Below are 26,429 nucleotides of genomic sequence, written 5' to 3'. Positions count from 1 at the left end.
GACCTCAAGGATTCCAAGGGCCTCAAGGATTCCAAGGACCTCAAGGATTCCAAGGGCCGCAAGGATTCCAGGGACCTCAAGGATTCCAAGGACCTCAAGGATTCCAAGGACCTCAAGGATTCCAAGGACCGCGAGGATTCCAAGGACCTCAAGGACCTCAAGGACCTCAAGGACCTCAAGGATTCCAAGGACCTCGAGGACCTGAAGAGCTGATCACTTCAAATTTTGCCATAATCGACGGGGGATTTGAACCGGCTCCAATTCCTCCAGGAGGAAGTGTGCCATTTAACATGGGGCCAGTTATTAGCGGGACATTGATCCATCAAACGCCGCCTTCGACAGACATCTTTCTTGCAGGTGGACATAGCTATCTAGTCAATTGGGAAGCATCGGAAATAACAATAACATTACCACAATCTGCATCAATACAATTCATATTGACATTGAACGGCACCGAAATCCAATTCAGCTTTGTTTCAGCCGCTCCGAATTCGCCGGTTGGTATCCATACGTCAGGGACGATGATTGTTACCACCCCGCCAGGACCGGATAGCGTGCTGAATCTGGTTAATACTTCTACTTTCCCAATAAATAACCTAGGAGTAACGTTCACAATCGTAGCGATCACTTAATCTGGATTTTCATCTGCACTTGGTATAGATATTCCACTCTTGATAGAAAGAACCGACATGGGGAGCACTAAAAGCTTGGCTAGCGGCTCCCCTCTTCGGATTCGACATTCCTTCAAGGGTTCAAAAGCAAGCGGCAATCCTAATCTCTCCTGAACTCTTGCTAACGTAGGCCCGTGCAGCATGCCGGGGTATACGATAAATCGCCCGTCTTGCATTTCGATTGGTTGTATTAGGATGAAATGATTTTTGGGAATCTCTATGCTCCAGCCTTGCCTCCATTCAAATGTTCCTTCTCCATTCGGAAGCAGCATCGGATAATATAATCCGTCGTACTCGTACTCGTGGATTTTATACCAACCAGCGGGGGAAAGGCCGATCATGACTTCTTGTTTTTGTACCCAATCTTCCATTGGAACCATATGCTTGAGACGGGCAAACTCTGTTAGATTCTCAGTGGAAGTTTGAATTTCCTTTACGGGCTGAATATCAATGTCGACAGGGCAGTGAATGGTCCAGCCCAATTCCTTCGCCATCCGGTATGGCCAACAAACACCTTTGACGCGCTTCGTTTTGATCCATCTAGAGCTGTCATCAGGCCACCTTGGATCTACTATTTTTTCTTTAGCAGGCAGTATTGCAAAGTCCAGCAGCTGATTGAACTTTATGTTGATCATAGGCTATCACCTTTCTTAGAACTATCATTAGTAATGAATCTATGCACTAAGCAAGGATTTATGATTAACATGTATTATGAACAGCTTGTACAGCAAACCGCAATCGTCCGTCATCCACTTGGTAACAATCGCCAGAACCCTGTCGATACATCCTCAACTTAATGAAGTACTGAAAAAATAGGCAAGTAATGAATGATATGGGGACAATTCTTCTACGAATAAAAATCAATCCAAACTTAACTATGCCATTACAGGACTTTACTTTTATGATAATAATGTAATGAAAATTGCAAAGAATATTAAGAAATCCAATCGTGGAGAATATGAAATCACTTCGGTCAATTAGTGTCATCTCAAGAATAATCAACTGAATGTCGAGTTATTGGGAAGAGGATTTAGTTGGATAGATACCGGCACTCATGAATCACTACTGGGTGCTTCTTTCTCTATCCACACCATTCAAAATCAGCAAAATATTCGAATAACTTAGGTAGAAGAAATAGCATTTCGCAAAGGATTTATTACTCCCCAAAAACTTATTACCTTGGCTAAACTATTAGAGAAAAATGAATATTTAGATTCCCTTACCTATGCTAGTCTTCCTAAAGAGATACGTACCTTAACGTCTGATCCTAGATTAAGCTTTAATAGGGGAAGCATTGTATATGAGAAAATCATTGGAGCTGTGGTTGCTCAAGAACCAATTGTTCACTTTGCGGCGGAGTCTTATGCTGATAACAGTATTCAAAAAGATAAGTTCGGTGAATACAACTTTGATGCAAATAAAGTAGCAAGTTTACATTCACTACGCCCTCTTATTCAATAATACTTAAAGGCCGATGATTCCTTAGCGTAGGGAAAATCGGCTTTTTTCCTGCCAAAATTCTCTTAGCGTATGTTTTCCGCGTTTTGTTGGAGGAGCCCCATTAACAATTTGAGGTGCAGTTTTTTGACTTTATACTAATGAAAAATTACATGCTGCATTAGAGTACTCCCCTCTGAATTTGAAAGCATGGAGCATTTCAAACATCACTGCAATTTTCTACGAATCAAGATAAAATTAAAGGGCATGAGCCCGGTAGATTACCGGGTTCATGCCCTCAAGGCAGCATAATTAAATAAAGTGCCTAACTTTTTGGGTTCACTTTTTACTTATTTTTCTCCTAAAATAGCGAGTGGACTAAATACTTCATAATGAATATGGTCTTTCGATACACTCCATTTATTCAGGGCCTCATTGATTGCTTCCATAAAAGGAATAGGTCCGCAGAAATAAAAATCCGCTTCTTTTGATGGAACGATAGATTGCAGGAAGTCTAAACCCACGTATCCTTCTTTATCAAAATGTCCAGAGGTTCGGTCAGCTTCTGTTGGTGTACCATAGACTACATATGATTTTATATGTTGGTGTTCATTCACTATTTGTTGCAGATGATCTTTAAAAGCATGTGTTTGACTATTGCTTGTTGCATGGATAAACGTAACCTGACGTTGTGGTTGCTTTTCTATAATGGTGTTTAACATGCTAAGTAAAGGTGTAATTCCAATACCCCCACTAATCAGAACAACGGGTAAATCGGTGTTATCCAGTTCGAAGTCACCTGCAGGAGCAGAAAATTGCAGCACGTCTCCAACTTCCAGCTGTTTATGTAAATAGTTAGATACAATTCCAGATGGAGCATCTCCATGTGCATCTTCACGTTTAACACTAATTCGGTAGTAATCCTTACCAGGTGAATCCGAAAGACTGTAATGGCGTATGTGCGTATATTTCTCGCCAGGAATTTCAGCCTTAAGTGTCAAGTATTGCCCAGCATGATAGGAGGCAATGGGTTTTCCATCTCTAGGCTTTAGATAAAAGGAGGTTACCATATCACTTTCTTTTATCTTTTTTTCGATATTGAAGCTTCGATATCCTTCCCATCCACCAGGCTGTTGTTCTGTTTCCTCATATAGGTTTTTTTCAATATCAATAAAGGCATCTGCAATATAGCCATAGGCCTTTCCCCATGCCTCTATGATTTCAGCTGTAGCTGCGTCACCCAATACATCTTTAACTGCTTGAAGCAACGTTTCACCTACAACCGGATACTGTTCAGGCTTGACTCCTATGGCACGATGTTTCTCAGTAACTCTTTTAATTACCGGTTTTATCGCTTCAAGGTTCGTAATATGTTCTCCTGCAGCATAGACAGCATATCCCAAGGCCTCTTGTTGAATTCCTCTTTTTTGGTTCGTTTGGTTAAAAAGATTATACAAATCAGGAGCTTTTGAAAATAGTAATTCATAAAATCTCTTTCCAATTGGTTTACTATGTTCCTTGAGAACTGGTGCTGTTGACTGAACGATTTCTATGGTCTTAGCATCAAGCATGTTGAAATTTCCTCCTCAAATTCCAGGAATATTTACATTAAATAGCATTCCCGATAAATATTGGAGTAAACATGATATTTTGGCACTGTTCACTTATCATTAACCAACCCAAACTTCTTACTAAAGGTAACTTCCGCCCATTTGGAGGTTTTGAAATCCCTTAAGATAATTCAAAGACACCATACCTATAAGTACGGTGTCTTTTGTTATTTTAGTATCCTTGTTAACTTAAACTGACCCTTTATATCAATAAGAACAAAGCTGCTGACCAGTAGCAGAAAAAAGTGTTATAGGGTCCAATTGATAAGCAATCCTGCTTGTGCTAACCCACCACCGAAACCATATAATAAAATCTTCTCACCATGATTGAGCTTTCCTTCGCTTACTCCTTGATCTAAAGCTAATGGTATTGTTGCTGAGGAAGTATTTCCATACTCCACTAAGCTATATAATGTACGCTCAATTGGAAAACCGCTTCTATCGCATATTGACTCAATCATTCTTAAATTTGCACTATGCGGAACAAACCAATCCACATCATTCAAATGAAAATCCGTATTTTTCATCACAGTTTGCATTCCTTTTGGAACAGTAGTAACAGCCCATTTATAAACCTCACGTCCATTTTGAACAAGGTTACCACTATTATTCAAGTCTTCACCATTTATACGTGTCGATAGGTTTGTACTATATAAATATTTTCCGCCTTCTCCTTCCGAATATAAATGTGACGAAATAAAACTTGGCTGTTTTTCATCATATTCTACAAGAACCGCTCCTCCACCATCTCCAAATAAAATACAAGTGGCTCGATCTTCATAGTCCATAATTTTGGATAAAGTATCGGCTGCAATAACAAGAACTTTCTTGTTTAAACCAGATGTTACTAATCCATTAGCTACATGCAGCCCATAAGTAAAGCCTGCACAAGCAGCGTTTAAATCAATAGCTCCAGTATTCTTAATACCTAGCTTTGCTTGGACTAAAGAAGCTACGCTAGGAGTGTTGAAATCAGGTGTGAATGTACAGACAATAATCATATCAACATCTTCGACAGATTTATCATACCGTTTCATTAAATCCTTTACAGCTTTATAACTTATTTCACTAGTAAACTCTTCTTCATGTGCAATTCTTCGCTCTTTAATACCAGTCCGTTTAACAATCCATTCATCATTGGTTTCAACCATTCTTTCTAAGTCCTTATTTGTTAGCCTTTTATCTGGAACATAAGAACCTATCGCTGTAATACGTGCTTTGGATTTGAACATAAAATAACCACCTCGTGTTATGAATTGCATCAATTTTATAACTGATATTAATACCTGGTACTAATTATAAAGTAAAAAAAATCTTATGCAACTACCGGTCACTTTAAACCCATAAGAAAAAAAGAGCTGAACGACAAAGAACGATCGCTACTGATAATTAAGAAGATTCTGCTCCAAAATAGGAACGTATATCGTAGCCAGAACATCCTGTTACGCGGAAGTGACGGGTGAACCACAAGGGCAGACAAACTAGATAATCATAGTTTGCCAACAGTTTTTTTGTGGGGTTGTATAATGGGAACGTTGATTTCCTCTTCAAGCACTCGCTTTTCTAAGCAGGAGTCTCGCGCCTTCCGCTCCAATCAACTTTGCTTTTTTTTTAGATGGACCCCTTTTGTCTACAAACTCAGTTATCTAAAGAGAAATCCGGTATTACCACTTTTAATTTCCTAACCGTAACGGTAACAATAGAAGTTTTTAATATTCGTATCTTTTTCCGAATAAATAATATACCAAATATCCCAATAGATTAAATAAAGTAAATGCCAGAATCCACCCAATATGTAATCGTTTATAATGTTATTAAAAGGAAAATAAGGGCCCTGTAAAAATTCACAACTGCGGTCAATGTTTATACTCCAACAATGAGGGATCAAAAAGTCCTCCTGTCCCCATTTTAGCGTAATAAAAAAGATCATTATTATTAAGTAAAATGATGAAGATGCGAAAATTCCATGAACCGTCCCTTTTTAATAAGGAAAAAATCCTGTTGAATTCCAACAGGATTTTAATCAATCTTCAAAAATTCACAATTATAGGATTTCTGTAGATTAACGGGACGAAACCATTTTAGTGTTTTTGTTTGTAATAGGTTACCGCGAGCGCAAGGGCCAGCACTGTTCCTTTGACGATATCCATCGCATAATACGGAACGGACATCATGATCAAACCGTTTTGAAGGATTCCAATCAAGACTGCACCGACAAAGGTTCCAAATGCATTCGGTTTTCCCGCTCCTAAAACGGAGGAACCAATGAAGGCAGCCGCAACGGCATCCATTAAATAGGGGGACCCTGAATTGATTTCCGATGTCATGACCCTTGAAGCTAGGACAATCCCCCCGACTGCAGCTAATAGAGCTGAAAGCAGATAGGCAAGGATTTTATATTTTTTGACCGATATCCCGGAAAGTCTCGCCGCTTCCTTATTTCCCCCAATAATGTACATATAACGACCATGCTTCGTATAAGTCAAAAAGATATGGGTCGCAATCACAATGACTGCCATGATCAGGATTATCCATGGTACCTGGCCAATTTTGGCGAAAAATGGACTGATCAGACCTGTTGCGAATGTTCCGTCGGGCATGACCATATTTTGCGAAACCGTTGCCCCTTTTGTATAAGTAAGGGCAATTCCCTGGATAATGAACATGGTAGCCAATGTCATCAGCATGTCGGGAATTCTCAATTTAACGATCATGAATGAATTCAAAGCCCCTACGACAAGTGAGGCGCCGATCGCAGCTAAGATGGCGATTAATGTATCCTGCGAAAACCAGACGAACATTGATATGACGATGGCATTTGCCAATGATGCGACGGATCCTACGGAAAGGTCGAAGCCATCCACGGTCAGGGATATCGTAATGCCGATCGCAATGATGGTCACGATTGAAATGGAACGCAGGATGTTGATCAGATTATTCGTTTGAATGAAAGCTGGATTGGACACGGCAAAAATTCCAATCAGAATGATAATCGTCAATATTGTGCCGTATTTATATAAAAAGTCGAATAGTTCCGGCCTTTTCTTCGCTTTCGCTGTCTGCGTAACAGGAATGGGTATGCTCATCCTATTTTCCTCCTGTTGAATAGAATAGTAGTTCTTCTTCATTCGTTTTGCTCGTTTCTAATTCGATGACAGTGCTCCCGTCATATAACACATATGTCCGGTTGGTAATGCCGATGATTTCGGAAAGCTCGGATGATGCATAAATGACCGCTTTCCCATTCCTTGCAAGCTTTGCAATCAATTCGAATATATCCTTCTTGGCTCCAACATCGACCCCTTTCGTTGGTTCATCGAATATGTATACTTCCGCATCGGCCATAAGCCATTTTCCGATGGCAACTTTTTGCTGGTTACCACCTGAAAGGTTTTCGACAATCGCTTCCCCTGAAGGAGTTTTAATGCCGAGACTTGCGATTATTTCCTTCGCCTTTTCCTTTTCCGCCTTACGATTCACGAAACTGAACGTCTTGCAGAATTTGCCGAGGCTGGCTGCAGTCAAATTCGCCGAGACTGATTCCTGAACGAGGACCCCTTCTTTCCTGCGTTCCTCAGGTACAAGTGCCAGACCGCTTTTTACTGCTTCGTGCGGTGATTTCAAAGAAAGCTTACGACCATTCAGGACTACTTCTCCCGCTGTGATCGAAGTATGACCGAAAAGGGTTTTACAGAGCTCCGTTTTTCCCGCTCCGACTAACCCTGCCAAGCCGATTATCTCGCCTGCTTTAACATTCAGATTAACATTCTTGACTTTCTCGGCATCTGACAATCCGCTCACTTCCAGAATGACGTCTCCGATCGAAGCATTCACTTCTGGAAATTGGTCATCCATGGTTTTACCGAGCATATTCTCTACCACTTCGTTACGGGTCATGTCCTCCTTCTTTCGACAAGTGACACGCTCCCCATTCCTCATGATCGTAATTTCCTCACAGATTTCAAAAATCTCAGGCAGACGATGTGAAATGAAAATGATTCCCACGCCTTTTTGCTTTAATTCATTTACAATTCGAAAAAGTTCTGTCGTCTCCGTATGACTTAACGGAGCAGTTGGCTCATCGAGAATCAGGAATTTGCATTCTGTCGAAACGGCCCTTGCTATCAGGACCATTTGTTTTTCAGCCAAGGTAAGATCTCTTACCAGCTTTTTCGAAGGGACACGAATTTTCATATCTTCAAGAATATAAGAGGCTTGTTTGTGCAGCTCTTTCCATTGGACCCTCTGTTTTTTTCCCATGTTTTGGACCATATCATTCAACATTACATTTTCCCCAACCGTTAAGTAAGGGATGAGGGCTGTATCCACTTCCTGATAAACAATTTGAATGCCTTGTTCCTGAGCCGCTTTTGGCGAGCGGATATCCCGCCTCATCCCATCAATGAAAATGTCACCTGAATAATGAACATGGGCTCCCGATAAAACTTTCATTAACGTCGATTTTCCTGCTCCGTTTGCACCGACCAATGCGTGGGCTGTCCCTGATTGAACGGAAAAGTCAACTTCACTCAGCGCCTTCACCCCTGGAAATTCAATCGAAATCTTCTTCATTTCTAGTTGCGTGCCCATGTCCATTCCCCCTTATTGAACAGACACTCCCTTCACTGGAAAGAGAGTGTCTCTTTTTACTTTTTATAATGGTCTTTCAAAACTTTCATCCAATCTTCTTCAAATTCCGTAGATTCACCCCAACCATCGACAATACCAGACAGATTTGCCATGTTTACCGCTTCCTTTGAAGCCCGGACTTGCTTTTGTGAAATAAGTGAAGCCTCTAAGTCATAGGTTTGCGGAGTATCTTCGCCCGCTAATTTTTTAGCCAATATCCTCATATTCACTGCACCGATCAGCTTGGGATCGACCGCTGCCGTGTAGGACCATGAGCTATCAGCCGATTGGATTTCCTGGAGATCTGCATTAGATACATCAACACCATATATCTTCACTTCATCGCGGCCCGCTTCTTTAATCGCCCGGGCTGCACCGATGGCAAAGGCATCCCAAGTTGCGAAAATGGCATCCAATTTACCTTTAGGGTATTTATTCAACATTGCGGCTACAGCATTTTGTGTCTGAACCGAAGTATCAGCAGATGCCACCCCGAATCTTTCGACTTCTTTAATCCCAGGATTTTCTTTTAGTTTTTCCTGATAGACTGCATTTCTTCTTACCATTGGCGGGAAACCATCCACCCAAAGATAGGCAATTGCCGCTTCACCTTTCTGCTCTTTTAACAGTTTATCAAAAGCCAGTGTGGCCAACGCTTCATCATCCTGTGAGGTTAATGTCACGCCATCAATTTTAGATAGTTCGCTTATTGAATCGAACGTGACAACGCTTTTACCTGCATCAACCAACTTCTGAACGTCATTCACAGTTGCTGCATCATCACCATGGGAAATGATATACCCGTCGTAATCTTCCTCCAAAGCCTGCGCTATCGCATCATGAAATTTAGCCGTATCACCATTGGCTGTATATGTATCCACTTGAAATCCCAGTGCTTCCCCTTCTTCCTTCGCCCCCGCCAGGTATTGGGCCGTATGATCATCACCGCCAATTTTTCGGATCACTTTGATCTTGGCTCCATCCCCATCTGCAAATCTTTCCGGTACATTTTCAAATGATACTTTTTCTTCTTTCTTCGATTCTGTGGAACTCTGCCCAGTGGAGCACCCTGTTAAAAGCAAAGCCGAAGCGATGGCTGAAATGAATATTCCTTTAATAGACCTTCTCATCTTGTTTTCCCTCCATATTTTCAATTTAGTCTTATCAGTTTAGTTGGTGTAAATCCCAAAATAAAAACCTCTCTAATATAGAGAGGTTTAATCAGCTGTTTTGCAGACTTGTCCCTCTCTTATCTGTCAAAACATTTCTGTTTTGCAGGATTTAGCACCAATTCCTAATGGAACGGTTGCTGGGCATCTTAGGGCCAGTCCCTCCGCCACTCTTGATAAGAGATATATTGTGTTACGTTTTCGTAATTATCACTTTATAGGGATATAGTCGTAAAGTCAATAGATTTTTGAATATTTGAAATGTTCCTTGTTATTTTTTATTTTCTTTGAAGCTGGGCTAGACGCTTTTTCTCGATTTTTTCAAGCCTCTCCAACTGCCTTAATTTCACTTCGAACAAAGTGATCGGGTCACGGTAAACTTCCGGATTTTCTTTCATATGCTCCAATGCAGCCTGGTAGTCTTTAATCTCGGTCTGCGTTTGTTCAATCGTTTTTTGAAGTAAAGCAAATGAACTGCGATAGAAAAGTGAGATGTCCCGATCCAAAGATTTTTCAAACAATCCAAATTGGGTAAGGAAACGTTCCGTGATCATTTCCGCAACATCCAGGTAATCTTCACTTTCCAGATATTTCTTATAACGATTGTACATATTGGCTTTATTTTGCGGTATCGCCCCAAACAGCTTCCCTGCTCCTTTAAGCAGCAATTGTGATGGAGTCCTGCGCAAAAGGATATTAACGTTTTCGATGCGGATACTGCTTGTCATCCGATCGGCATCACGGCGCCAGTCATCCAATACCCTGAAGTCTCCTGCAAGCGTAATCCGTTCTTCTTTGTATAATTCATTGAATCCGGCACTCATCTCATCCATAAACTGCTGGCTTTGTGAAAACTCCATTTGGGAACTGGCAATCCAGTCTTGTAGAGAACGATAATATTGAGGCATGATCTTATCAGAAATGAAGTTTTGAATCCGCTCATTCATTTCTTGGTTTAACTGTACATGGACCTGACTGAAATCACTGCTTTCCGTTAATGATTTAGAGCAATCCTTCAGTAATTCAGGAATTTTAGTAGAAAGCTGATTTTTCACTTCATCCTTAAGCAGACGATAAGACCTTATGATATTTTCACTTTTTTCTTTTTCCAAATCAGCCAGTTGATTGACCGCCCCATTCAGTTTGACTTCCATCTGTTCATTCCAAGAGATGGAATGCTCGCATTTCCGCTCATTGGCTGCCCGTTTTTCTAACAGATAAGATAAAGTTTTACGAATGAATGCAAGGATTTTCTCTGATCTTCTTTCCTTCCAATTCTCATCTTGGTAATTCGATTGAAGGAAGGCTGAAAGGTCCTTCAATTGCTGCTTGCTATCATAAAGTTTGGAGAAAGCGAATACTTTCGCATTCGGGAAATATGCATTCACTTTATCCCATGTTTCGTCTTCCATCCGGACTGCGACCTGATCACTGTATATCGTATCCATTTTATTTAATAAGAAATGAATCGGCAGTTTCGGAGCCATCATTTGAATTTCCAATAACAGATCCCGTTCGCTGCCGGTGAAAGGCGCCCGGGCGTCCAGGACGAACATCAGTCCATCACTGCCATGTAAATAGCCTTGGAAATCGGATTCCACGCTTTTTTCCCCATTGAACCCCGGTGTATCCAATAATCGCAGACCATTATTTCTTAGGTAGTCACTTATGATTGTCACATCAACAATAGTCCCGCGCTGGCGGCGTGTTTCATCCAATTCAGCTAGCTCCATGACAACCTTTCTATCTGTATCGGTAATTTCAAGAATTTCCAAATCATCCCCGTCTTTGACACTGACTAAGGATGAATGATCTTCAGCGGCAATGCTCTCGCCAACAATTGACTGAATGAAGGATGTCTTGCCATTTCCTGTACTTCCTACAAGAAGAAGATTGAAATTTCCGGTATCCTTAAGCCCCTCAACCATCCATTTAAGCTTATTGCCAACCTTTAGGTCATTATCTTCAGCCCACTGGATAATGGAATTGAACAGTTTCTCTCCCGCTTCCAGTCCGCCTCCTAATTTAGGCGATTTCACCAACAGGCTTTCTGCATCCTGAATGACCAGCGCATTGATCGTATCCGGGAAGATTTCATTCCAGGACAACGCGGATGCCGCCGCAAACAACGAGAGCTCCCCATCTGCGATTTTGAGCCAGTTTTCCAGTAACCTTGGCACGACAGGACTTAAATCTTTGATTAGGTGCGTTCCTTCTAAAAGACCTGCATATGCATCCCTGTAATAGACGGAAAGCTCATCCCATACATCAGCATGGTTCAATTCAATGGTATCTATCAAATTATTAATCACTCTTAGCCATTCGAAATAAGAATCCGTATATTTATAATTTTTCCAAAGGGCAACCGTCACCTTTTCGAAACGTTCCTGGTCAAGTGTGTATAGCGAACCAAGGACAGTTGAAAAATAATCCGGATCCATCGATTGGGCAACCCCCTGCTGGATATACGTCTTCAGCACATCGAACCAGCCCATTGATTCTGTACGGATACTTTCATTAGCCGCTAATACCACCGCACTGTTCCAATCCTTTTGTTCTTCAAAAAAGGCGCGTGCGATTTCCGTGACATTCGGGTAATCCGGTTGAAACTCGACTGCTTCTTTCACGACTTTGGAAGCTAGGTCATTTCTCGATTCCACTATGTACAGGGAAAAAAGTTGCAAAAGAACCTCTGTTTTCAAGACCGCTTCTTCCGTATCGACGGATTTATAGATATCCTCTGCGGTTGAGTACATTTCCAGTTCAAAATAAGCATCTGCGATGTTTTTCTTCGCCCATGGACCAAGTTCCCCTTCTATGTTCTCCCATTTAAAAATGGCTGCTTCATAGTCATGATGCTGAAAATATACTTCTCCTTGAGCAAATCGAATGGCGGTTAAATCCGCTCTTTCCTTTTTTTGTTCCACGAGAAACATTTCACCCAAAGCTTGAATCGGGTGCTTCCTTGTATCCTCAACCATCGTTTCATAGTATTTTTTTCCGATCAGCCGTTCGTCCATCTTTATTCCCCCGATATATTTCATATTTTCAATTAAAGGAAAATCACTGATTCCATAAGCCTTCTAGTGGACCTAACTTCAATCTATAGATTCCTTTAGTTAAAAAATCATTTACAAAACCTTAAAATATTATTTTAGCAAAACAATATGGTAACAACATGTCACCACTCTTACAATTTTAAAACAGAAACAAATGGAACTGTAATGTTTTTAATAAAACGATATAGAAATGTCATTTCCATATTCGAGAAAAAATGTTTTTTCCCGTTTTACCACATACCAGCTAGAGGTGGACGAATCATTCTTTATACCTCCAAATTACCAGAGGCCCGGCCCTAAAAGCAAAACCCCCCTGCCCCGTCCATTACTAAATCCCCATTTTTCCATTCATATAAAAAAGCAGTACCCTCATTCATAAAAGGTAACTGCTCTCTGATAAGCTCTGAACAGTCGTTGTCCTTTGACAAATTAGGATTATACCCCTGTACGCTTACGCTGGTTATTCGGCTTTTTGGTCAACTGGCTTTTAAGCTGTTTCGTTTTCTTCACAACGCCTGTTTCCAGTTTATCTTTACTTGATCCTGCTTGCTTTTGAGCCAGTTTTTGTTTGACTGCATCCGCCAGGCTTAATTTTTTATTTTCAGACATACTGTTGTCTCCTTTAGTGTTCTGCCTTCTATTATAATATAGTTGCGATTAGAAAGATAATAGGGAGTAATATCCTATTCTTCTTGAAAATATCCTCTGGATATAGGAAGTTTCGCCAACGGGGGACTAATTTCCTGCTCCTTTAAAAGGATTAATGAGAAATTATATTGACTTCATAATCAGAATTTGCTAAATTATCTATATATTAAAAATCTATGAAGAGAAAGAGTAAGATGAGAACCCTGTTCCACAGAGAGTCGACATGTGGTGGAAGTCGATGTCCAAGGCCTATCCGAAAATCATCTCTGAGATGCAAAGCCGAAAATCCAGTAGGCTTTGACGGGTTTCCGCCGTTACAATGGATCACGTATGAATACGTACGTTGACTGAGTGCCGCAGCTCTTTTGAAGCGCGGAATATGGGTGGTAACGCGAGCACAAACTCGTCCCTGATTTTCAGGGGCGAGTTTTTTATTTGCACAAAACACTTCAATCAGCCTTTTTCAGGCCAGTCGACGAGAGTTATCAATTTATTTAAAAAGGAGAATTCACCATGAAAAAAACAGACACATTATTTATCGGCCTTATGCTTTTCTCAATGTTCTTCGGGGCGGGGAATCTCATATTCCCTCCATTTTTGGGTGCATCTTCCGGAACCACCTTCTGGCCAGCCATTGCCGGTTTTGTTGTAACCGGAGTCGGCCTGCCAATTTTGGTGCTTCTTGCAGTCTCACTTGTTAAAGGCGGGGCACAAACCATCGGGGCCCGTGTACATCCACTATTCAGTACGTTGTTCATGGTGGTCATCTATTTAAGCATCGGGCCATTTCTGGCCATTCCAAGAAATGCGAATGTTGCCTATGAAATGGGCTTCAAGCCGTATTTCGGCGACTCAATGAACCAATCACTATTCCTATTCATTTTCACAACCATATTTTTCATCATCGTTTATGCCATTTCATTGAATCCAGAAAAAATGGAAACCTTCATGGGACGCTGGATTACACCCGTTCTACTTCTGTCCATGGTCATTCTCTGTGTCGTTGGGTTCGTAAAGCTTGATGCTCCATTCCAAGCTCCAACCGAAGCATATGCTGCAGGAGCATTTTCGAAAGGATTCATTGAAGGTTACAACACGATGGATGCACTAGCTGCCTTGGCTTTTGGGATCGTCATCCTGACCTCAATCCAGCAAAGGGGGATTTCCGAACGAAAACAATTGACGAGATATACAGTAAAAGCGGGTCTCATCGCTGGTGTTTTGCTTTCTTTAGTTTATATCTCCTTAGGTGTAATGGGAGCACGCATGGCAGCCGATGGTTCATTCGAAAACGGAACGGATATCCTCACTGTCGCATCCACCCTTTTACTTGGAACTGGCGGGAAGGTCCTTCTAGGAATCATTTTCACTTTGGCATGCTTCACCACCGTCGTCGGGTTGACGACTGCTTGCGGACAGTATTTCTCGAAACTTTTCCCCAAGCTGAACTATAAAACCGTCATTCTGATTGTAACAATCATCGGTTTCATTCTTTCAAATATGGGTCTGAATCAAATTTTGAAAGTATCTGTACCATTCCTTGTGATGGCTTATCCGTTAACGATCGTCCTGATTGTCCTGACATTCTTCAGCCGTCATTTCAAAAACCCGAAGAAGGTTTATCGCAGTGCAATGATTTTCACAGGAGTTTTCGCCTTGATGGACGGACTGAATGCCTTCGGCTTACAATTAGGACCCGTGCAAACATTGAGTGATGTCCTTCCCCTTTCCGCCTACGGCATGGAGTGGATCATCCCTGCTCTCGTCGGTACAGCCTTCGGCCTGCTTCTCAGTCAATTTGGACAAACGGATCGAGCTGAAGAGTTGGAAATCGAAACACTATAATAATGAAGTAAGCAGGTGATTTTACGGGTCATCTGCTTATTTGTACACGTATGCACTGCTTTATTTTGGAAATCAACACACATTTTTTGTTATGATGGGGTCAAAGGAGATGATAAGTAATATGTCTAAGCAAACCCGTATTGGTAAAACAGATCTGTATGTAAATCCGATTGGCCTTGGCACGAATGCAATTGGCGGACATAACCTTTTCCCTAATCTAAGTGAGGATACAGGAAGGGATGTTTTGAGAACGGCATTGGAAGAGGGGATCAACTTTTGGGATACAGCTTACATTTACGGCCCTGAGCGTTCAGAAGAACTTATCGGTGAAATCCTTAAAGAGAGTCGCAAACGCGAGGAGATAGTCCTTGCCACTAAAGGCGCACATAAATTTTCCAATGGCAACATCGTCTTTGATAACTCTCCGGCTTTTCTGAAAAATGCTGTGGAATCGAGTCTAAAAAGGCTCCAAACGGACTACATCGACTTATTCTATATCCATTTCCCTGATGAGGATACCCCTAAAGATGAAGCGGTAGGTGCCTTAAAGGAATTGAAGGATGCAGGCAAGATCAAGTCGATCGGCGTCTCGAACTTTTCGTTCGAACAATTGAAGGAAGCGAATAAAGACGGCTATGTCGATGTGTTGCAATCCGAGTACAATCTATTCAAACGGGAGGCAGAACAAGACCTGCTGCCATATACAGCCGAAAATAATATTTCCTTCATTCCTTATTTCCCCCTTGCTTCCGGTCTGCTCGGCGGCAAATATAATCAGGAATCAACATTCGAGGACGGCCGGGCAAAAAGTCCGCTTTTCCAAGGACAAGCCTTTGTAAGCAACCTGCAAAAAGTGGAAGAAATCCGGACGATTGCCAGCAGGAAGCATACAGATGTCGCCGATGTCGTACTAGCTTGGTATTTAACTCGGCACTCGATAGATGTACTGATTCCCGGGGCGAAAAAGCCAGATCAGGTCACACGCAACTTACAAGCATTGGATGTCGATTTAACCATGGATGAAATCGCCGAAATCAGTGCCATTTTCGCTTAACATATATGTGAAAAAAGGCTGTTCAGCTCATGTTGAACAGCCTTTTCTATTTATCCTGCTCTTTGGTTCATCCTTGTAAAAAAAATTGACTACTAGGCTCGCTATATTGCTTAGGTACTCCTGTTTTGATATATTTAGTGAATATTCCACCAATTGAGGAAGAGGCTGTCTGATGAAAAAATCCATTGTTCTTATATTTCTTATCTTGGCAAATTTGTTTTGGGCCGGTAATTACATTTTCGGAAAATACGTTGTGACCGAACTTTCCCCGATTCAACTAACATTTACGCGATGGCTAATAGCCGTTTTCTTATTGTTTCCTCTAGCCAAATGGATCGAAAAGCCAAATTGGAAGAGTGTATGGAAAGAATGGAGATTGCTGTTAGTCATGGGGGTGCTCGGAATCGTCAGTTATAATTTTTTCCTTTATTGGGCTCTGACCTATACAACTTCCATGAATGCCGCTCTTGTCAATTCCATGAACCCTGCCTTAATTGTGCTTTTTTCCGCTTTGCTGTTAAAGGAGAAAATTTCAGCCCTCCATGCGCTCGGACTTATCATATCTTTATTCGGCGTTTTATTGGTCTTGACAAAAGGGCACCTTCTGGATATTTTCCAGCTCACTTACAATAAAGGCGACTTATTGATGATCCTGGCGATTCTCGTTTGGACCTTCTATTCAATAATCGCTAAAAAACTGAAAAACATTCCGATCATCTCAGCCACTGCCGTTTCCGTATTTCTCGGATTGATTCTCGTCGCTCCATTCGCCATTGGCTCGGGAATGAACCTTGATTTAAGCGATGAAGCCATCACGGGTCTCTTATATATTGGAATCTTCCCGTCTGTCGGTTCCTTTATTTTCTGGAATATTTCCCTTCGACATATCAACGCTAGCCAGGCTGGAATTTATCTAAATCTGATTGCTGTATTTACCGCCATTCTTAGCCTGATTTTGGGTCATACCATTACCATCGTCCAAATCCTGGGAGGTCTTTTTGTCTTCATTGGCGTCTACCTGACAAGCAAAAAGAAAAAGGAATATCCGGCAGCTGTCACGAAGAACATGTAAAGAACATCCAGTAATTCACACCAACTATGCTTTCTTGTCTTTTCCCCTTGTCTATGCACCATGATTTACGTTATCCTTTAAAGAAGAAAATCTGAATGTAAAGGTGTGCTTTAGTTGAGGATCAATAAATTTATCAGTGAATCCGGAATTACCTCGAGACGAGGCGCAGACAAATGGATAGCCGAGGGCCGTGTGACGATAAATGGCACTGTAGCTGAGCTCGGCAGTCAAGCTGAACCCGGTGATGATGTTCGTGTCGATGGCAAGCCGATAAAAGTGGAACAGCAAAATGTCTATATTGCACTGAATAAACCGATAGGGATTACAAGTACGACGGAAAAACACATAAAAGGGAATATCGTTGATTTTGTAAATCATCCGCTTCGCATTTTTCATATCGGACGGCTGGACAAAGACTCAAGCGGTCTGATCCTTCTTACAAATGATGGAGACATCGTAAATGAAATCCTTCGTGCAGAAAACAAACATGAAAAAGAATACATCGTAACTGTGGATAAACCACTTACCTCTTCCTTCATTAAAGATATGTCATCCGGAGTGGAGATTTTGGATACAAAAACACTTCCATGTAAGGTTGAACAGTTGACCAAATATACATTTAACATCACTTTGATGCAAGGACTGAACAGACAAATCCGCCGAATGTGCTCCGCATTAGGATATGAAGTCCGTGATTTACATCGAATCCGGATCATGAACATCCATCTGGACGGACTGGCGATTGGACAATGGCGCGACCTGACAGAGGATGAATTGACGGAACTATTTAAGGAATTGGACTATACTCCAAGGCAAAGATAATAATGATGATGCCTCCAAATTCTCGGGGGCATCGCTTTTTTAATTTCAAAAGAATTTTCAGCAATCATTTGCTTTAAGTTTTGCGGATATACTCGTGAGCTTCATGCTTTTAATGATAGTGAAAGAAATCTATTTTTCCTTAAAGACATTGATAACCAAAGCTGTTTTGTTTCTGAATCTACTCTTTTCCTGTCAATTACATCTATGGGCTTTATTCTTTTAATTCCTCCTTCTGCGAAAGACCACTACTCGTTCGCTGTAAATTCTTCCAATGGCAAATCTCATGTTGGGATAAGCGGCCGCCACCAATCACACCAATTTTAAAGGTTTCCATGATTTCATCGATGGTTGCCCCGGCATTTAAGCAGCCTTCCATGTGATAGCAAATGCATTCATCGCAACGGCTGACTATTGATATGGCTAATCTGTTACTACCCTAACTGGCGTTTAAATACTTTACTGGCGAAGAAGTAAGCGATGACCATGATGCCGACGCACCAGGCAAGCGCGATCCAGATATCGTTGCCAACTGACCCTTCATACAAGAAGGCACGAATCGCATTCACGATTGAAGTCACTGGCTGGTTCTCAGCGAACGCACGGACAATTTTAGGCATGGTTTCGGTGGGGACAAAGGCCGAACTGATAAATGGGAGGAAAATCAGCGGGTACGAGTAGGCTGTCGCCCCTTCCATTGAACCCGCTGTCAATCCTGGAATGACCGCCAGCCATGTCAGCGCCAACGTAAACAGCCCGAGTATTCCAGCTACTGCGAGCCAATCCATGATATCAGCGCTGGAACGGAAGCCCATCAAGAACGCGACGAGGATCACCACGACGACAGTAAGCGCATTGGATACAAGCGAGGTCAACACATGAGCCCACGATACCGACGAGCGCTTGATGGGCATGGTAATGAAACGCGCCATCAGCCCGCTCTTTACATCCGTAAACAGCCGCACGGAGGTGTAAGCGACGCCGGATGCGATAGCCATCAGCAATATTCCCGGCAATAAATAATTGACGTAGTTGTCCGTGCCTGCCTCTATGGCGCCACCAAACACGTAGACAAACAGCAGCATCATCATACTCGGCGTTATCGCAACCGTGATAATTGTATCCGGGCTGCGCATGATATTGCGCATTAAACGCCCTAGTAATACCCCTGTTTTGCTATTCATTTACATCTCCTCCTTTTTGCCGATGATCGCGAGGAAAATTTCCTCCAATGTCGGCTGCTTCTCGATGTACTCCACTTTCGCTGGCGGGAACATCTCCTTGAGTTCGGTAAGGGTCCCGGTCGAGATGACTTTTCCGCCATGCAGGATGGCGATACGATCCGCCAGTTGTTCGGCTTCCTCCAGGTACTGGGTCGTCAGCAAGATTGTCGTGCCGCCGCCGGCAAGCTCCTTGACGGTATCCCAGACTTCAATCCGCGCTTCGGGGTCAAGCCCTGTCGTCGGTTCGTCGAGAAAAATGATTGCTGGCGTCCCAATCAGGCTCATGGCAATGTCAAGCCGGCGCTTCATCCCGCCGGAATATTTATCCGCCCGACGGTTGGCCGCATCGGTCAGGCTGAATCTCGCAAGCAGATTGTCGGCGACTTGAGCGGGATTGGAAACTCCCCGCAACTTGGCGATCATCAGCAGGTTTTCCCGCCCGGTAAGCATGCCGTCTAAAGCTGCAAACTGCCCTGTCAGGCTGATGCTCTGGCGAACATGATCCGGTTGACGCTGGACGTCAAAGCCGCAAATACCGACTTTGCCGCCATCGGCCTTCATCAGGGTCGAGAGGATGTTGACCGTCGTCGTCTTGCCCGCTCCATTTGAGCCCAGCAGTGCGAAAATTTCGCCACGCCGTACCTCAAAATCCACCCCCTTTAAGACTTCATTGTCTTTAAAGTTTTTTATTAACCCTTTTACAGAAATCGCTGCATTGCTCATACTTTTTTCCTCCTTTTAATTGCGCAGCAAAGCCGCTTGTAAGAACCCTAATTATCCTTCCGAGCGCCCTGCGGAACTATATTGCCTATACTCCTCTATTTAGTCAGACTGATAATCAGTATAACTTATTACCGGGTTAAAATATAACTGAATAGCGTAGGTGGCATTTCACATTTGTAACCAGCTATTCAGTCGGAATTATTTATTGAATTTATTTTTCCCCAATCGCTTCATGATACTTTCATTCAAATCTTCACGATACTTGGCGAAATAGGTTTTTGCATTTGCCACTAGTTCGTCGGCAAAGGACGCCACGTCGTCCCCAGTGATTTCCAGCACTTGTCTGCCTTCCGCCGCACCGGCTTCGAACAAATCGATTAATTCATACTGCATGTGCAGCATATCCATCCCGTTGCCCGCCGAGAAATTCCACATGTAGTTTTGAATTTTCTTAAATACAAACTGGTAGTCCTCTGGCAGGGCTTCAACCCGTGCCATCATCATTTTATACTCTTTTTTATCACCCATCATTTTTTTGAACAATTCCATCATGTTATTTTTCCTCCTCTTTTCTACAGCTGAACAAGACACTCCAAAAATATCGTACGGAATATCTTATGAAGCTAGATTGACTTTAAGACGTTGATTTTCGACGATACAAAATCCCATTTTTCCCAAAACAATTCAAGTTCCTGGCGGCCAGCTTCATTAAGTGAGTAAAACTTGCGGGGAGGCCCCATATCTGACGGTTTCTTCTCTATGTTCACCAGTTTTTTCTTTTCTAATCGCACGAGGATGGTGTAGACCGTCCCTTCCACGACTTCAGTAAACCCAAGCTCGTTCAGGCGGCGGGTAATCTCGTACCCATAGGTTTCATGGCGGCTGATGATTTCCAGCACGCAGCCTTCCAGCGAACCCTTCAGCATTTCAGTTAAATTTTCCATGTTCAGCGCCTCCTCTATTTTGTGACTTAAATTAAGTAAAACTTAGTTCTGAGGGGAATTTTTACTGAATAGCTTTTGGGAAATCACGCTATTTAGTATTACTTATTACACCTAAACAGTAACACCGAGTAGCAGGGGTGTCAACTTTTTCTTAAAAATATTTTTGCCACTTCACTATTCAGTGCTGTCGGTATCAAGTGTTACTTACTACAAGGTATGCTGTAACACGCAGTATGGTGACTGTCAACTTGATTTATAATTTTTTAAAACCAGTTATCCCCATTGGATACAGCCATCGTGAGTTGTACTTTTACTGGTGAGTTCCACGCTTTTACTCGTGAGATTCACTTTTTCAAGAGTAAGGGCCAAAATAAAAAGCAACCTGCAACAGGCTGCTCGTTATGGTCTACAAATTATACCCACCATAAATCAGTTGGGCTTTCGTTGATGAGTACAGTTTTCAGATTGGTAACAGCCCGTTGGAATCCTTCTTCAACTGACATCAGCGGATCTTCATGTTCGATGCTGACGACGTAATCGTAACCGTATGTGCGAAGGGCGCTCATGATGTCGGACCATTCTTGCAGGCTGTGGCCGCAACCTACAGAGCGAAAGTTCCAGGCACGGCTCTGAATATTTCCATATGGCTGCATGTCGGTTAAACCATACATATTGATGTTATCCTGATCCAAGTATGTGTCTTTTGCGTGGAAGTGGTAGATTGCTCCCGCTTTCCCTAGGATTTTGATGGCCCCGACTGGTTCGATGCCCTGCCACCAAAGATGGCTTGGGTCAAGGTTGGCGCCTATTGCATCAGATGTAGCTTCCCGTAGTTTTAACAAGGTGTAGGGTGTGTGGACGAGAAAGCCCCCATGCAGTTCAAGTCCGATTTTTATATTGTGCTCATCGGCAATGGCAGCTGCTTTTTTCCAATAGGGGATCAATTTTTCTTCCCATTGCCATTTCAGCACATCTGTATATTCATTCGGCCATGGGGCGACAGGCCAGTTTGGATATTTGGCTCCTTCGTGATCACCGGCTGTACCAGAAAAGGTATTGACTACCGGGACGTTCAGTAAGGATGCAAGCTTGATTGTTTTAATCAGTGTTTCATCACTTTCTTTAGCGAATGCTTCATCTGGAGAGATTGGATTGCCGTGGCAGCTGAATGCACTGATCGTTAATCCTCTTGTTTGAACGTCTTCGAGGTATTTTTGGCGTTTTTCTTCACTTTCCAGCAGTTCATCGAGCGGACAGTGGATATTGCCTGGATACCCGCCTGTACCGATTTCAACTGTTTTTAATCCGGAATCTGCGACATAATCAAGCATATCTTCGAATAATTTTTGAGCAAATAGCACTGTAAAAATCCCTAATTTCACAAGCCCCACCTCACCTTTTCATTAATTTATGCTCATGACCTTCCCACTTGCCGAGCTTTGATAAATGGCTTCGATTATTTTCGAAACTTTCATGGCTTCCGATGGTTTCACCAATGGTTCTGCCAGCCCCAGACAGCTATTAATAAAGTTCTCTGCCTGCTGAAGGTCTGGTGTATCCTCACCTGGCATCCATACGGCCTCACTATTTAAAAGCATGCCGTGCTTAGCCTGGTTCAAGACCAGCGGGAACACATCAAGTCCGCCCTGCGTTCCGGATAAACTTAAAACAGTTGCTTCTTCACGTATATTAGCGGCCCAAGATGTTTCGAATAATAAAGATGCTCCGTTGGCAAATTTGATATATGCCGTGGCATGGTCATCCACTTCAAATACAGAGGCATCGAAATTCCCCCACAAATTGACTTGATCGACACCCTTACTGACATAATTATATGTCGAACCTACGATTTCAATCGGTTCTGGGTCATCCATCAGCCATAAAGCCAAATCAAGCAAATGGCAGCCGTAATCGATCACACTTCCCCCGCCTTGCAATTCCTTGCTTGTAAACACTCCCCAGCCAGGGACTTTTCGTCGTCTGATTGCCTGTACACGCGCTACATATGGTTCACCGATTTCACCCGCCTGAATCATTTTCTTTGCAGCCTGGGCTTCCTTCATGAAGCGGTAATGATAAGCGGTCGATAAAACTTTACCCGATATATTTGCAGCCTCGGTTATTGCTAAACATTCCTCAGTTGTAATGGCCATTGGCTTTTCGCATAACACATGTACACCCGCTTGCAGAGCAGCAATGGAAATCTCCGCATGGAACTTGTTTGGCGTTGCAATCGTAACAGCATCCACTTCAGCAAACATTTCTTCATAATTGGTGAAAACCTTCTCGATATGAAATTCACGCGCCACTTCTCGCGCCTTCATTTCATCTATATCCTGAATGGCGTATAAAACCACTTTATCTTGAAATTTTTGAAAAGCTGGGATATGCCTTTTTTGGGCAATTCCGCCAGCACCGATAATACCCATTTTTAATTTGTACATGATGACTTTTAACCCCTTTATAAGCGGATGATTTTTCGGGATGCATTTGATTCCATCGCGCCAAGAATGACTTTTAATGATTTTAATCCTTCAACTCCTGAGACAAGTGGCTCCTCATTGTCCACCACACATTTTACAAAGTGGCTGATCACTTCGGAATCATGCTGTCCTTCTGAGTCATTAGTCTGGATGCTTCCTAATTGGATGGTTTCTGTCTTTCCATTATCATGATGGATGATCAGTGAGTATTTCGGATCGTCTTCAAGGCGCAATACCGCTTTTTCCGCATAAATGACCGTAGCATTGTCTTCTTTTGCATAAGACCAGCTGGCGGTAAGCGTTCCGATGATTCCGCTCTCCGTCCGGAGGATACAGGCCGCACTGTCATCAACGTCTGTATTTTTCTTGGCAGTCGTTTCCACAAAGGCTCCCACTTCAACAAATTCTTCTCCAAGGATATACCTTAATAAATCAGCTTTATGAACGCCTAAATCGCCCATTGCACCAATGACTGCCTGATCCTTTTTAAAAAACCAGCTTTCCCGTCCGTCCACGCTCCAGGTTTCCGGCCCGGAATGTCCAAAAGCCGTACGGAAGCTATAGACCTTCCCTACCTCCCCGCTATCAATAAGCTGCTTCGCTTTTTGATGAGAGGGAACAAAACGCTGATTATGACCAATCATTAGTATTTTGCCGCTTTTCGATGCTGCTGCATTCATTTTTTCAGCGTCTACTAAAGAAGTAGCCATTGGTTTCTCACAAAGGACATGCTTACCAGCTTCCAAGGCCGCAATTGTGATGCGTGCATGCAGGTAATTCGGGGTACATACACTGATCGCTTCAATCTCCTCATTCTTCAAAAGTTCTATATAATCAGTATATGCTTGCGCGCCATACCTTTGTGCCGCTGCATTCGCCCGGTCCGGTACAATATCACAAACGGCAATGATCTCCGTTTCCTGATGTGCAGCATACTCCGGAAAATGCCTGTTTTTTGCAATACTCCCGCATCCAATGACTCCTACCTTCACTTTGCCCATTTTGTTCTCTCCTTCACTTCAGCTCTTTGCCTGAGATGGATTCCAACGGTTCGGCTTTCCCGTAGTTCGTTACGATTCCAAATTCCGGCTTGACCCAATTAACGGCATTCTTAATCACTCGTTGAATCTGGGGATTATGGTAGGTAGGATATGTTTCATGACCTGGACGGAAATAGAAAATCCTCCCTTTTCCCCGCTGATACGTGCAACCGCTTCTAAATACCTCCCCGCCTTCAAACCAACTGACGAATATCAATTGATCTGGAGCAGGAATATCAAAATGTTCCCCGTACATCTCTTCCTTTTCTAGCTCTATATATTCTCCGATTCCATCAACGATAGGATGACTTGGTTCGACAACCCAGAGCCGTTCCCTTTCATCCGCCACCCGCCATTTCAAATCGCAAGTCGTGCCCATTAATCGTTTGAAGATCTTTGAAAAATGACCGGAATGGAGGACGATGAGTCCCATTCCCTCGAGTACTCGCTTGTGAACCCTTGCAATGATTTCATCCTGAACTTCATCATGTGCAACATGCCCCCACCAAAGAAGTACATCGGTTTGTTTCAGTGCTTCTTCGGTTAATCCATGCTCTTCTTCATCGAGAGTGGCGGTTCTCACCTCGACCTGCCCGCTTTGTAAAAAGCCGGCAATTGCACCATGGATACCATCCGGATATACTTTTGCTACTTCAGGCTTTGTTTTCTCGTGGCGAAACTCATTCCATACCAGGACTCTCATGAACAACCTCCTCCATTCAAGATTCATTTCACGGCAACTTGCTTTGCATGTTTAACTATTACCTCTTTATTCATAACGCAAACGTTTGCGTTAGAGTAGATCAAAATATAAGAACACACTTTATCCCTTTAAAGTATGAATTTTCAAAAATAATAGTGATAATCTATATTGTAAATTTATGTTAGCAAAAATCAAGCCTTAATTGGTAAAACATTTCTACATTTTTCTTTTAATTTCCTTTTCGGCACCAAAATGCGACTCCCGTTTTATGATTTTGGTAGGAATGCTGATACTCTTTTCCATCATTTCCGGATTTGCAATTAGATCGAACACGCATTTTGCCGCCTCATACCCTAACTGATACGTATGGATATCAACCGTTGTCAGCGGCGTACTTAAAAATTCTATGAATTCCGAGTGGTTAAAACAGACGACGCTTATTTGCTGTGGCACTTTCAAGTTCTTTTCAGCCAACACTCCAAGCAAGAGAACACCCAATAAAAGATCCATAACCAAAAAAGCGGTTGGTGCCTCTTTCAATTCCAGCAATTCGTCAATCGCCTTTATTCCATCCGTTCGATTTAAAGGAATCAATTTGATATATTCCTGCCGTACATCCAACCCGGCCTGTTCCATCGCTTGTTGAAAGCCTGTCAAGCGGTCCTGGATCACCTCAAACTCGGGACTGCCCCCTAAAAAGGCAATTCGCTCATGTCCAAGACTGATTACAAACTCCGATACTTCCCTGGCCGCTTGAACATTATCGTTATCAATGAATGTGATACCGCTCATGTTCGTGCTTGGCTTCCCTATCAAAACGAACGGGAAGCCCTGCTTTAATAAGTATGGCACCACTTTATCGTCCTTTTTAGAATACAAAACAATCATCCCATCAACTCTTCTGCCCTGAACCATCTTCACGACATCCTCAAAGATGGCATCCTCCGTCTCCCCGGTTGTCAGAGAAAGACTGTACCCTTCTTTATTACAGAAATCGCCGATGCCTCGGATCACTTCTGGAAAAAAGGGATTATAAAGTGATTCCCTTGCCGAACTTTTCATGACGATCCCAATAGCCTTAGTTGACTTCGTGACTAAGTTCCGGGCATTTTCATTCATATGATAGCCCATTTCCTTTAATACCTTGCGTACTTTACGCTTTGTCTTTTCACTGATTGTCGGGCTGTTATGGATTACACGCGATACCGTTGATGGTGCGACATTCGCTTTTTTGGCAACGTCTTTAATAGTAACAGACAAATTCATCAACACTCCCCGTTCACCGCACATGGTTTAATAT

Annotated in this window: 26 protein-coding genes, 1 riboswitch and 1 other annotated feature; of the genes, 8 read left to right on the top strand and 18 right to left on the bottom strand. The window is 42.5% G+C overall.

From position 1 onward, the window contains the following. On the top strand, positions 1 to 213 hold a 213-nt coding region (locus ACFVSH_RS06580; RefSeq protein WP_387705298.1), incomplete at its 5' end, for a hypothetical protein. 65 nt (positions 214 to 278) lie between these two features. Then, a complete protein-coding gene (locus ACFVSH_RS06575) occupies positions 279 to 632 on the top strand; it encodes a hypothetical protein (protein ID WP_387601808.1) in 354 nt (117 codons plus the stop codon). Here ACFVSH_RS06575 and ACFVSH_RS06570 read toward each other — a convergent pair. Further along, a complete protein-coding gene (locus ACFVSH_RS06570; protein WP_387601805.1) occupies positions 629 to 1,306 on the bottom strand; it encodes a hypothetical protein in 678 nt (225 codons plus the stop codon). The two genes, ACFVSH_RS06575 and ACFVSH_RS06570, sit on opposite strands and share 4 nt — an antisense overlap. 247 nt (positions 1,307 to 1,553) lie before the next feature. On the opposite strand from ACFVSH_RS06570, the gene ACFVSH_RS06565 reads away from it, so the two are divergent. After that, positions 1,554 to 1,652 (top strand): hypothetical protein, encoded by a 99-nt coding sequence (locus tag ACFVSH_RS06565; protein ID WP_387602112.1) that lies wholly within the window; start codon positions 1,554 to 1,556, stop codon positions 1,650 to 1,652. A 198-nt stretch (positions 1,653 to 1,850) separates the two neighbouring features. Then, positions 1,851 to 2,132 carry a hypothetical protein gene (locus ACFVSH_RS06560; protein ID WP_387705296.1) on the top strand — a complete coding sequence of 94 codons (282 nt, stop codon included), beginning with the start codon at positions 1,851 to 1,853 and terminating at the stop codon, positions 2,130 to 2,132. Positions 2,133 to 2,458: 326 nt separating this feature from the next. Here the strand turns inward: ACFVSH_RS06560 and hmpA are convergent, their stop codons facing one another. The 7 genes from hmpA to ACFVSH_RS06520 all read right to left on the bottom strand — a co-directional run bounded on the left by hmpA (position 2,459) and on the right by ACFVSH_RS06520 (position 13,184). Next, positions 2,459 to 3,679: an NO-inducible flavohemoprotein gene (gene hmpA / locus ACFVSH_RS06550; protein ID WP_387705294.1), complete on the bottom strand. Its 1,221-nt coding sequence runs from the start codon at positions 3,677 to 3,679 to the stop codon at positions 2,459 to 2,461. A gap of 287 nt (positions 3,680 to 3,966) precedes the next feature. Then, positions 3,967 to 4,950 (bottom strand): ketoacyl-ACP synthase III, encoded by a 984-nt coding sequence (locus ACFVSH_RS06545; protein WP_387601793.1) that lies wholly within the window; start codon positions 4,948 to 4,950, stop codon positions 3,967 to 3,969. Between the two features lie 849 nt (positions 4,951 to 5,799). Then, positions 5,800 to 6,804: an ABC transporter permease gene (locus ACFVSH_RS06540; RefSeq protein WP_387601790.1), complete on the bottom strand. Its 1,005-nt coding sequence runs from the start codon at positions 6,802 to 6,804 to the stop codon at positions 5,800 to 5,802. A 1-nt stretch (position 6,805) separates the two neighbouring features. After that, a complete protein-coding gene (locus ACFVSH_RS06535; protein WP_387601787.1) occupies positions 6,806 to 8,308 on the bottom strand; it encodes a sugar ABC transporter ATP-binding protein in 1,503 nt (500 codons plus the stop codon). Between the two features lie 56 nt (positions 8,309 to 8,364). Continuing rightward, positions 8,365 to 9,477, bottom strand: a complete 1,113-nt coding sequence (locus tag ACFVSH_RS06530; RefSeq protein ID WP_387601784.1) for a sugar ABC transporter substrate-binding protein — start codon at positions 9,475 to 9,477, stop codon at positions 8,365 to 8,367. 116 nt (positions 9,478 to 9,593) lie between these two features. After that, positions 9,594 to 9,699: riboswitch (SAM riboswitch) on the bottom strand. A 95-nt stretch (positions 9,700 to 9,794) separates the two neighbouring features. Then, positions 9,795 to 12,536: a GTPase domain-containing protein gene (locus ACFVSH_RS06525; protein WP_387601781.1), complete on the bottom strand. Its 2,742-nt coding sequence runs from the start codon at positions 12,534 to 12,536 to the stop codon at positions 9,795 to 9,797. Between the two features lie 474 nt (positions 12,537 to 13,010). Then, a complete protein-coding gene (locus ACFVSH_RS06520) occupies positions 13,011 to 13,184 on the bottom strand; it encodes a hypothetical protein (protein ID WP_164468807.1) in 174 nt (57 codons plus the stop codon). A gap of 206 nt (positions 13,185 to 13,390) precedes the next feature. Further along, positions 13,391 to 13,637 (top strand) — a binding site (T-box leader). A gap of 99 nt (positions 13,638 to 13,736) precedes the next feature. Here ACFVSH_RS06520 and brnQ point away from each other — a divergent pair. From brnQ to rluF, 4 genes are all read left to right on the top strand, one after another. Continuing rightward, positions 13,737 to 15,068 carry a branched-chain amino acid transport system II carrier protein gene (gene brnQ / locus ACFVSH_RS06515; RefSeq protein ID WP_387601778.1) on the top strand — a complete coding sequence of 444 codons (1,332 nt, stop codon included), beginning with the start codon at positions 13,737 to 13,739 and terminating at the stop codon, positions 15,066 to 15,068. 121 nt (positions 15,069 to 15,189) lie between these two features. After that, positions 15,190 to 16,122 carry an aldo/keto reductase gene (locus ACFVSH_RS06510; RefSeq protein ID WP_387601775.1) on the top strand — a complete coding sequence of 311 codons (933 nt, stop codon included), beginning with the start codon at positions 15,190 to 15,192 and terminating at the stop codon, positions 16,120 to 16,122. 172 nt (positions 16,123 to 16,294) lie between these two features. Then, a complete protein-coding gene (locus ACFVSH_RS06505; RefSeq protein ID WP_387601772.1) occupies positions 16,295 to 17,194 on the top strand; it encodes a DMT family transporter in 900 nt (299 codons plus the stop codon). 114 nt (positions 17,195 to 17,308) lie between these two features. Further along, entirely contained in the window at positions 17,309 to 18,016 is a 708-nt protein-coding gene (gene rluF, locus ACFVSH_RS06500) for a 23S rRNA pseudouridine(2604) synthase RluF (RefSeq protein ID WP_192207699.1), read from the top strand. A 211-nt stretch (positions 18,017 to 18,227) separates the two neighbouring features. Here the strand turns inward: rluF and ACFVSH_RS06495 are convergent, their stop codons facing one another. The 10 genes from ACFVSH_RS06495 to ACFVSH_RS06450 form a co-directional block, all read right to left on the bottom strand. Then, complete coding sequence (locus ACFVSH_RS06495; protein WP_387602110.1) at positions 18,228 to 18,428, bottom strand: carboxymuconolactone decarboxylase family protein; 201 nt, start codon at positions 18,426 to 18,428, stop codon at positions 18,228 to 18,230. A 19-nt stretch (positions 18,429 to 18,447) separates the two neighbouring features. Beyond that, a complete protein-coding gene (locus ACFVSH_RS06490) occupies positions 18,448 to 19,197 on the bottom strand; it encodes an ABC transporter permease (RefSeq protein ID WP_387705292.1) in 750 nt (249 codons plus the stop codon). Then, positions 19,198 to 19,959 carry an ABC transporter ATP-binding protein gene (locus ACFVSH_RS06485; protein WP_387601763.1) on the bottom strand — a complete coding sequence of 254 codons (762 nt, stop codon included), beginning with the start codon at positions 19,957 to 19,959 and terminating at the stop codon, positions 19,198 to 19,200. A gap of 198 nt (positions 19,960 to 20,157) precedes the next feature. Beyond that, complete coding sequence (locus ACFVSH_RS06480; RefSeq protein ID WP_260286508.1) at positions 20,158 to 20,511, bottom strand: DUF1048 domain-containing protein; 354 nt, start codon at positions 20,509 to 20,511, stop codon at positions 20,158 to 20,160. Positions 20,512 to 20,582: 71 nt separating this feature from the next. Further along, positions 20,583 to 20,903 (bottom strand): PadR family transcriptional regulator, encoded by a 321-nt coding sequence (locus ACFVSH_RS06475; RefSeq protein ID WP_033796096.1) that lies wholly within the window; start codon positions 20,901 to 20,903, stop codon positions 20,583 to 20,585. A gap of 413 nt (positions 20,904 to 21,316) precedes the next feature. After that, a complete protein-coding gene (locus tag ACFVSH_RS06470) occupies positions 21,317 to 22,285 on the bottom strand; it encodes a sugar phosphate isomerase/epimerase family protein (protein ID WP_387705290.1) in 969 nt (322 codons plus the stop codon). Positions 22,286 to 22,306: 21 nt separating this feature from the next. Continuing rightward, positions 22,307 to 23,347 carry a Gfo/Idh/MocA family protein gene (locus ACFVSH_RS06465; protein WP_034305944.1) on the bottom strand — a complete coding sequence of 347 codons (1,041 nt, stop codon included), beginning with the start codon at positions 23,345 to 23,347 and terminating at the stop codon, positions 22,307 to 22,309. 17 nt (positions 23,348 to 23,364) lie between these two features. Continuing rightward, positions 23,365 to 24,387, bottom strand: coding sequence for a Gfo/Idh/MocA family protein (locus ACFVSH_RS06460; protein WP_387601755.1), 1,023 nt, complete (start codon positions 24,385 to 24,387; stop codon positions 23,365 to 23,367). Between the two features lie 13 nt (positions 24,388 to 24,400). Continuing rightward, a complete protein-coding gene (locus ACFVSH_RS06455; protein WP_387705288.1) occupies positions 24,401 to 25,129 on the bottom strand; it encodes a ThuA domain-containing protein in 729 nt (242 codons plus the stop codon). Positions 25,130 to 25,345: 216 nt separating this feature from the next. Beyond that, positions 25,346 to 26,389, bottom strand: a complete 1,044-nt coding sequence (locus ACFVSH_RS06450) for a LacI family DNA-binding transcriptional regulator (protein ID WP_387705300.1) — start codon at positions 26,387 to 26,389, stop codon at positions 25,346 to 25,348. Positions 26,390 to 26,429 lie beyond the last annotated feature (40 nt).

Origin of the sequence: Peribacillus sp. NPDC058002 (assembly GCF_042886655.1) — a bacterium.
In the GTDB taxonomy this organism is placed as follows: Bacteria; Bacillota; Bacilli; order Bacillales; family DSM-1321; genus Peribacillus; species Peribacillus aracenensis.
The sequence above is the reverse complement of the archived record's forward strand: the minus strand, read 5'-3'. Positions and strand labels throughout refer to the sequence as shown.

Coding starts and splice junctions, on each gene's coding strand:
- ACFVSH_RS06570 (WP_387601805.1), bottom strand. CDS start 1,306: ATGATCAACATAAAGTTCAATCAGCTGCTGGACTTTGCAATACTGCCT.
- hmpA (WP_387705294.1), bottom strand. CDS start 3,679: ATGCTTGATGCTAAGACCATAGAAATCGTTCAGTCAACAGCACCAGTT.
- ACFVSH_RS06545 (WP_387601793.1), bottom strand. CDS start 4,950: ATGTTCAAATCCAAAGCACGTATTACAGCGATAGGTTCTTATGTTCCA.
- ACFVSH_RS06540 (WP_387601790.1), bottom strand. CDS start 6,804: ATGAGCATACCCATTCCTGTTACGCAGACAGCGAAAGCGAAGAAAAGG.
- ACFVSH_RS06535 (WP_387601787.1), bottom strand. CDS start 8,308: ATGGGCACGCAACTAGAAATGAAGAAGATTTCGATTGAATTTCCAGGG.
- ACFVSH_RS06530 (WP_387601784.1), bottom strand. CDS start 9,477: ATGAGAAGGTCTATTAAAGGAATATTCATTTCAGCCATCGCTTCGGCT.
- ACFVSH_RS06525 (WP_387601781.1), bottom strand. CDS start 12,536: ATGGACGAACGGCTGATCGGAAAAAAATACTATGAAACGATGGTTGAG.
- ACFVSH_RS06520 (WP_164468807.1), bottom strand. CDS start 13,184: ATGTCTGAAAATAAAAAATTAAGCCTGGCGGATGCAGTCAAACAAAAA.
- brnQ (WP_387601778.1), top strand. CDS start 13,737: ATGAAAAAAACAGACACATTATTTATCGGCCTTATGCTTTTCTCAATG.
- ACFVSH_RS06510 (WP_387601775.1), top strand. CDS start 15,190: ATGTCTAAGCAAACCCGTATTGGTAAAACAGATCTGTATGTAAATCCG.
- ACFVSH_RS06505 (WP_387601772.1), top strand. CDS start 16,295: ATGAAAAAATCCATTGTTCTTATATTTCTTATCTTGGCAAATTTGTTT.
- ACFVSH_RS06490 (WP_387705292.1), bottom strand. CDS start 19,197: ATGAATAGCAAAACAGGGGTATTACTAGGGCGTTTAATGCGCAATATC.
- ACFVSH_RS06485 (WP_387601763.1), bottom strand. CDS start 19,959: ATGAGCAATGCAGCGATTTCTGTAAAAGGGTTAATAAAAAACTTTAAA.
- ACFVSH_RS06480 (WP_260286508.1), bottom strand. CDS start 20,511: ATGATGGAATTGTTCAAAAAAATGATGGGTGATAAAAAAGAGTATAAA.
- ACFVSH_RS06475 (WP_033796096.1), bottom strand. CDS start 20,903: ATGGAAAATTTAACTGAAATGCTGAAGGGTTCGCTGGAAGGCTGCGTG.
- ACFVSH_RS06465 (WP_034305944.1), bottom strand. CDS start 23,347: ATGTACAAATTAAAAATGGGTATTATCGGTGCTGGCGGAATTGCCCAA.
- ACFVSH_RS06460 (WP_387601755.1), bottom strand. CDS start 24,387: ATGGGCAAAGTGAAGGTAGGAGTCATTGGATGCGGGAGTATTGCAAAA.
- ACFVSH_RS06455 (WP_387705288.1), bottom strand. CDS start 25,129: ATGAGAGTCCTGGTATGGAATGAGTTTCGCCACGAGAAAACAAAGCCT.